Here is a 6492-nt window from a genome sequence, read left to right as displayed (position 1 = left end):
CGGAGGAAGGGGTCGCGCGCTCCGGGGGGAGTGGTTTTGGTGACTTTTGCCGAAACAAAAGTCACCCAGGGTGCGGGGCGGAGCAACCCGCAATTAGCTTTTGAACGCGGCCGCAGGCCGCTCGACTAAATCAAACATTCATCGGCCGGTTACGCGCCCAGCGCCGCACCTGCGCCGTGTGGCGGCGGCTGACGTCGAGTTTCTTGTCGTATCCCTTGAGGCTGATCTGCCAGGTGCCGGCCGGGTTCTTCTCGATGCCCTTGATGGCGCCCGTGAACACGAGCGCGTTGCGATGGATGCGCAGGAAGCGATCGCCGAACTCTTTCTCCAGATTCACCAGCGAGTCCTCGATCAGATGTTCCTCCGTCGGCGTGCGTATCACGACGTATTTGCTGTCGGCAAGAAAGTAAAGAATATCCGGTATCGGCACGAGGCGAATGTTGCCACGCAGGTGCACGCTGATGTGCGTGCGCACCATGGGTTCGGGACGCGCGTGCGTGATCTCGTCGATCTGCTTCATCGTGAGTTTATGCGCCTTGGACAGCGCCTTCGCCAGCCGATCCTTGCGAATCGGTTTAAGCAGGTAATCCACGGCGTTGACGTCGAAGGCGTCAAGCGCGTGTTGGTCGTAGGCCGTGGTGAAAATCACCGCCGGCGGATTTTCCATGCCCATGAGATGCATCGCGGCCTCGAGCCCGTCCATGCCCGGCATGCGGATATCCATGAGCAGCACGTCGGGATTAAGCTCGGCGGCCTTTTCGACCGCCTCGGCGCCGTTCATGGCATCGCCGACCACGGTGTAGCCGCCGATGTCGTTCAGCAATTCGCGCAGACGGTCGCGCGCCAGTTTTTCGTCGTCTACGATCAGCACTCTCATAAATTATCTCCGCGCGTTGGCAACACCACCGTGACAGTAAACAGACCATCATCCTCGGCGCTCGTGAGCGAGGCCTGTTCGCCGTAATGACTCTGGAAGCGCTGGCGTATGTTGCCCAGCGATTGCCCCGGTGTCGATTTCGTTTGCTTGGGTTTGGTTTTCGGAAGCGGGTTCGCCACCCGAATGTAAATCCGGTCGTTCTCCTCCCACAGTCGCACATCCACGACGCCACCGGCCGGCAGTTCCTCGATGCCGTAACGGATCGCGTTCTCAAGCAGCGGTTGCAGCGTCAGCACCGGCATAACGCTCTTGCGCGGGAACTTGCCGATGTCCCAGTTGACCACGAGCCGGTTGTCGAGGCGCAGCGCCTCGAGCGCGAGGTATTTTTTCGCGACGTCGATTTCATTCTTGACCGGCACCAGCATTTCGTCCTGCGAGAGCATCATGCGAAACAGGTCGGCCATGTCCTCGATCGCGGTCTCGGCCTTGTTCGGCGCGCTGCGAACCAGCGAGGATATGATGTTCAGACTGTTGAACACAAAATGCGGGCGGATGCGCGATTGCAGCGCCTGCAACTTGGCACGCGTCTCGGACAGCGTTCGCTGGGTTAATTCGTGCTTGGCGAGAAACAATCGCAGAAGCAGCCCGTTGATGATGGCGCTGATGGTGAGATTGATGATATGGAAATCGGTATACCACGCCGGGCGCGCGGTCTGGATCCGGCCGAGAGCCCACAGCAGCCATACGGTGCACTCACTCACGAGGAAGGTGGTGAGCAGCAGCAACAGGTAGGCCATCACCAACGCGCGCAGGTCGGGCAGGCGGTTGAGGTATTTACGCGTGTAACACAGCACGGCGGTGCCCGCGAGGGCCACCCACTGGATGAACAGCGAGATCAGCAGCAGGTCCTGCAGCACGGTGGGTGACAGGAAATTGCGCGGGATGATCAGATTGATCACGATGGCGAGCATTTCCGCGACCACCACGACGTTGAACACCACTTCGCCGGTGCAGAAGTTCGGCAGGAATTCGGTTTTCTCGCCCGGCAAGGTTTCAGCCGCCGGCAGCAGACGCTCCAGACTCTTCTCGATATCCCGTGCGCGTCCCCTGAGTCGATCGAGGAATAACCGGCTTTTGGCGGTGAGTTCCATTGTCATCCCCGAATGATCGGCATTCTGACCTTGACGTGATACTGGCCGCCTTCCTGAATGACCTGCATGCTGGCGGCGCTGCCGAATTGGGTCGCCAGGCGCTGGCGAATATTTTCCTGCGCGAGCTTGTTACCCTTGCTGCGTGTCTCCTTTTGCACGTCCGGTAACGGATTGCTGATCATGATATTCAGCGTCTCGCCTTCGGACCACATCTCGATCTTGATCGTCCCGCCGGCAAACCGCGGTTCGATGCCATGATAGATGGCATTTTCCAAAAGCGGTTGCAGGGTTAGTGCCGGCATCAACGCGGAGCGCGGAATATTACTCACGTTCCATTTCACCTGCAGCCGGTCGCCAAGACGGATCTTCTCCACTTCCAGGTACTGGCGCGAGATTTCGCGCTCGGCGGTCACGGGCACTAGTTTGCGTGCATCCGCGAGCAGCACGCGGAACAGGTCCGCGAGGTCGTGCAGCACCGCCTCGGCCTTGTGCGGGTCACTGCGTGTAAGCGAGGCGACGCTGTTCAGGCTGTTGAACAGAAAATGCGGGCGGATGCGCGATTGCAGCGCCTGGAGTTTGGATTCCTGCTGAAGCTTGCCGTCCACCGTCGAACGCTGCTGCAGAATCAGGTAGCGTATCCCCAGCACGCCGATGATGCCGGCGATCATGAGACTGCGGACCAGCAGCGAATCGCGCCACGCCGGCATGCCGTCGTCGATCAGATCGAGACTATGGAACAGATAGATGAAGCCGTCGGTACCTAGCGAGGTGACCAGCAGTATCAGCAACACCGCCAGCACCGAACCGGTTCCGGTCGAGGCGCGCTTGAACAGCGGCGAGGCAATTTTCAGCACCACGAAACTGCACAGCGCGATGGACACCGCAAATAGCGACAGCAGCGAAAAATCCTGCCAGGCCTGTTCGTTGAAGTCGGTATTGCGCCCGATGGTAATGATGATGGCGATCAATTCGGCCAGGATGACGAACCGAATCAGCATGCTGAAGGTCCCGAAATCGGGGACGTGATGCGAATTCTCGACGCTGGCGTTGGACATGGAATCCGTTCTGACGTGCAACTTTCAAGCGTTCATCATGACCCGGTTAAACGACAGGATATGACGGCGCTTGCGCCGGAATAATGCTCCTCTCGGACCAGGCGGTTGGTGAATGACAGGGCAGATGTACCCACCTAGTACATTTATAGCTTAATTATATATTTTTCAGCGCCTTGATGGGCGCCCGCGCGGGCAAAAAACACCGGTTCATTTGGGCGACTTCTCAAGTATACTTTCTGCCGCGTGGCTAAAAGCCAAAAAAAACCCCCCGTTTTGAGGCGGGGGGCAGAATCCTGGTTCGGAATTCGGGGTGGGGGTGCACAAAGGAGAGTCCGAACCAGGTGCTACATAGTGAAAAATAGCTGGGTTATACCGCGGTAACAACGAACGGCCGATAATCGTAGGATGGACACGGATGGGCGGGCCGGAAACCGGTAGTTTCACAAGCATGACAAGGTTTTGGCGGCTGGCGAGCTGCTCTACCCAGCGTAACCTTTCTGTCCCGATCACGCATTCTTGTCGCTGAACAAGGTCATGGCAAAAGAAAAACCCTGGAGCGGGCGCTTCACCGAACCCACCGACGCCATCGTCGAGACCTTCACGGCCTCGGTATTTTTTGACCGGCGCTTGTACCTCTACGACATCATGGGCTCGATCGCGCACGCGCAGATGCTGGCGCGCGTGGGCGTGCTCACGAAAAAAGAACGCGACGCGATCATCAAGGGGCTGAAAGAAATCGAAGCCGAAATCGACGCCGACAAGTTCGTCTGGAGCGTGGCGCTCGAAGACGTGCACATGAACATCGAAGCGCGTCTGATCGAGCGCATCGGCGAGGTCGGCAAGAAACTGCACACCGGCCGATCGCGCAACGATCAGGTCGCGACCGACCTGCGTCTCTATCTGCGCGACGGCATCGACGTCGTGTCCGACGCCATTGCGCAACTGCAAACAGCCATCCTCGATCTCGCCGAGCGCGAGGCGGGCACGCCCACGCCGGGATTTACGCATTTGCAGACGGCGCAGCCGGTGACTTTCGGCCATCATCTGCTCGCGTGGTTCGAGATGCTCGTGCGCGACGCGCAGCGTCTCCAGGATTGCCGTAAGCGCGTGAACATCATGCCGCTCGGCGCCGCGGCGCTGGCCGGCACGAGCTATCCCATCGACCGCGCCTACACCGCGAAGCTGCTCGGCTTCGATGCGCCGGCGGAGAATTCGCTCGACGCGGTTTCCGACCGTGACTTCGCCATTGAATTCGTGTCGGCCGCGGCACTGCTCATGACGCACCTGTCGCGCATGTCCGAAGAACTGGTGCTGTGGTCGTCCGCGCAGTTCGGCTTCGTCGAGCTGTCGGATGCCTACTGCACCGGCTCGTCCATCATGCCGCAAAAGAAGAATCCGGATGTACCGGAACTGGTGCGCGGCAAAACCGGGCGCGTCAATGGCCATCTGGTCGCGCTGCTGACGCTCATGAAGGCACAGCCGCTGGCGTACAACAAGGACAACCAGGAAGACAAGGAGCCGGTGTTCGACACGCTCGACACGGTGCTCGGCAGCCTGCGGGTCTTCGCCGGCATGATTCCGGGCATGAGGCTCAAGCGCGAAAACCTCGCGCGCGCTGCAGGCAGCGGTTTTTCCACCGCCACCGACCTGGCTGATTATCTGGTGCGCAAGGGTGTGGCCTTTCGTGATGCCCATGAGATCGTGGGCAAGGCCGTGCGTCTGGCGATTGATACCAAGCGCGAACTGCCGCAGCTCGGCCTCGAAGAATTCAAGCGCCTGAGTCCGGTGATCGGCAAGGACGTGTACGGCGTGCTGACGGTCGAAGGTTCGCTAAATGCCCGTAACCATATCGGCGGTACCGCGCCGGCGCAGGTCAAGGCGGCGGTCAAGCGCGCCCGCAAGCGCCTCATCAGGCCCGGCAAGTAGTTTAACTTCCCGTTCGCCCTGAGCTTGTCGAAAGGTGAACGGGAGATGCTACAAATGACAGGCGATTCTTCCGTTCGTGGTTCGACAGGCTCACCACGAACGGACCTGATCAGAGTTTCCTTAGATCGCTTTCAGCTCCATGGAGATTTTGTCTTGGATACCCTCGAAGACCTGAAACATCGCCTGCGCGAATTCGCGCGCGAACGCGACTGGGAGCAATTTCATTCGCCCAAGAATCTCTCGATGGCGTTGATCGTCGAGGCTGCCGAGCTGGTGGAGCATTTCCAGTGGCTGACCGAGGCGCAGAGCAAGAAGCTTCCCGAAAAAACCCTGCACGAAGTCGGGCAGGAGATGGCGGATGTCTTCATCTATCTCAACCGCATGGCCGACCTGCTCGGCGTGGACCTGATGGACGCCGCCCGCCGTAAGATTGAATTGAACGCCAAGAAATATCCGGCGCACGAAGTGAAAGGAAAGGCAGATAAAAGATAAATCTTATTTTACGTATTTTGAATCATGCTTGGCGTCTTGGCGGTTCAATATTAGTTCATTAAACCTTCCTTACCGCGGTCCCATCCGTTGCGGACGATCCGGACGCGGTGAAATACCGCGATCAAATGCCGGACCACCATTTTCTCGACGCCAGTTATCCTTGAATTCCTGACGTTGCTCCGGCGTCATTTTCTGCCACTTCTCGCGCAATTCGGCGCGTTTCTCCGGCGGAAGACTATTGAACCACGCGTGCCGCTGGCGCAGGCGTTCCTGCTGTTCCGGCGGTAACTGGCGGAAGCGCTCATAGCGTTTGCGCGCTTGTTCGCGCTGTTCTGGCGTCATTTTCTGCCAGCGGGAGAATCGCTCGCGCGCCTGCTCGCGTTGCTCGGGCGTCATGGTTTGCCAGCGTTTCGCGCCTTGTTGCAGGTGTTCGCGTCGCTCCGGCGGCAAGCTGTCCCAGCGTTCCTGAAACGGCTTGAGAATTTGCTGCTCTTCCGGGCTGAGCTGATTCCAGGCGGCGGGGGTGTTGCTGTCCGCGGCCCAGAGCATGACCGGCCATAACAACAGCAGACTGAGGATCAAACTTCTATTTAGTTTCATGCGGTGGTTCCTCCGGCAAGTCCGGGAGTAATCCGGTATCAATGGCGCTCAGGACTTCCGTTCCTGATGCGCTCTTCGTGTCAACATCAACACTTCCGAGAAATTCAATCAAATTCATGTCGGGTGGTGGCGGAGATTCCGCCGCGGTGGCCGCCAATGAAATCAGCAGCATGAATCCGGCCGCACGCAGTTCAGCCGGCATCGGAGTCGTTGTCCAGCCAATCGTAAAAATCCAGATCGGCGAAAAATTCCGGGTTCTCTTGCGCTGTGAGCAACTCAATGTCGCTTACATTTGGCTGCAAGAGAATCGGATTCGGTGCGGAGAACCACAACAGGCCAGCGACGGCAAACACGATGGCGGCGGTGGCGAAGCCGCCCAGCGGCAGAAGCC

7 protein-coding genes and 1 pseudogene are annotated in these 6492 nt (G+C 58.8%); 2 read left to right on the top strand and 6 right to left on the bottom strand.

Going from position 1 to position 6492, the window contains the following annotated elements:
* Positions 1-130 precede the first annotated feature (130 nt).
* The 3 genes from WB402_RS04800 to WB402_RS04790 are packed head-to-tail and all read right to left on the bottom strand — an operon-like array spanning position 131 to position 3083.
* Positions 131-877, bottom strand: coding sequence for a LytR/AlgR family response regulator transcription factor (locus WB402_RS04800; RefSeq protein WP_424205781.1), 747 nt, complete (start codon positions 875-877; stop codon positions 131-133).
* Entirely contained in the window at positions 874-2028 is a 1155-nt protein-coding gene (locus tag WB402_RS04795; protein ID WP_424205780.1) for a sensor histidine kinase, read from the bottom strand. The genes WB402_RS04800 and WB402_RS04795 overlap by 4 nt, the downstream gene beginning before the upstream one ends.
* Before the next feature lie 2 nt (positions 2029-2030).
* Positions 2031-3083 carry a sensor histidine kinase gene (locus WB402_RS04790; protein ID WP_424205779.1) on the bottom strand — a complete coding sequence of 351 codons (1053 nt, stop codon included), beginning with the start codon at positions 3081-3083 and terminating at the stop codon, positions 2031-2033.
* Positions 3084-3617: 534 nt separating this feature from the next.
* Between WB402_RS04790 and argH the strand changes: the two genes are divergently transcribed.
* Both argH and WB402_RS04780 read left to right on the top strand, forming a co-directional pair.
* Positions 3618-5009 (top strand): argininosuccinate lyase, encoded by a 1392-nt coding sequence (gene argH / locus WB402_RS04785; protein WP_424205778.1) that lies wholly within the window; start codon positions 3618-3620, stop codon positions 5007-5009.
* A 153-nt stretch (positions 5010-5162) separates the two neighbouring features.
* The gene (locus tag WB402_RS04780; RefSeq protein WP_424205777.1) at positions 5163-5501 is read left to right on the top strand and encodes a nucleotide pyrophosphohydrolase; all 339 of its coding nucleotides are present in this window, start codon (positions 5163-5165) and stop codon (positions 5499-5501) included.
* Between the two features lie 69 nt (positions 5502-5570).
* Here WB402_RS04780 and WB402_RS04775 read toward each other — a convergent pair whose 3' ends face one another.
* From WB402_RS04775 to WB402_RS04765, 3 genes and pseudogenes are all read right to left on the bottom strand, one after another.
* On the bottom strand, positions 5571-6101 hold the full coding sequence (locus WB402_RS04775; RefSeq protein ID WP_424205776.1) for a DUF3106 domain-containing protein: 531 nt from the start codon (positions 6099-6101) through the stop codon (positions 5571-5573).
* Positions 6088-6303: a hypothetical protein gene (locus WB402_RS04770; protein ID WP_424205775.1), complete on the bottom strand. Its 216-nt coding sequence runs from the start codon at positions 6301-6303 to the stop codon at positions 6088-6090. The genes WB402_RS04775 and WB402_RS04770 overlap by 14 nt, the downstream gene beginning before the upstream one ends.
* Positions 6293-6492 (bottom strand): annotated as a pseudogene (locus tag WB402_RS04765) (hypothetical protein); the annotation flags it as partial. The gene WB402_RS04770 and the pseudogene WB402_RS04765, both read right to left, overlap by 11 nt.

This window comes from Sulfuricaulis sp. (assembly GCF_049587675.1).
GTDB lineage: Bacteria > Pseudomonadota > Gammaproteobacteria > Acidiferrobacterales > Sulfurifustaceae > Sulfuricaulis.
This window is presented reverse-complemented; position numbering and strand designations above follow the sequence as displayed.

Excerpts from the sequence above, each read along its gene's own strand:
- WB402_RS04800 (WP_424205781.1), bottom strand. The coding sequence starts at position 877 with ATGAGAGTGCTGATCGTAGACGACGAAAAACTGGCGCGCGACCGTCTG.
- WB402_RS04795 (WP_424205780.1), bottom strand. The coding sequence starts at position 2,028 with ATGGAACTCACCGCCAAAAGCCGGTTATTCCTCGATCGACTCAGGGGA.
- WB402_RS04790 (WP_424205779.1), bottom strand. The coding sequence starts at position 3,083 with ATGTCCAACGCCAGCGTCGAGAATTCGCATCACGTCCCCGATTTCGGG.
- argH (WP_424205778.1), top strand. The coding sequence starts at position 3,618 with ATGGCAAAAGAAAAACCCTGGAGCGGGCGCTTCACCGAACCCACCGAC.
- WB402_RS04775 (WP_424205776.1), bottom strand. The coding sequence starts at position 6,101 with ATGAAACTAAATAGAAGTTTGATCCTCAGTCTGCTGTTGTTATGGCCG.
- WB402_RS04770 (WP_424205775.1), bottom strand. The coding sequence starts at position 6,303 with ATGCCGGCTGAACTGCGTGCGGCCGGATTCATGCTGCTGATTTCATTG.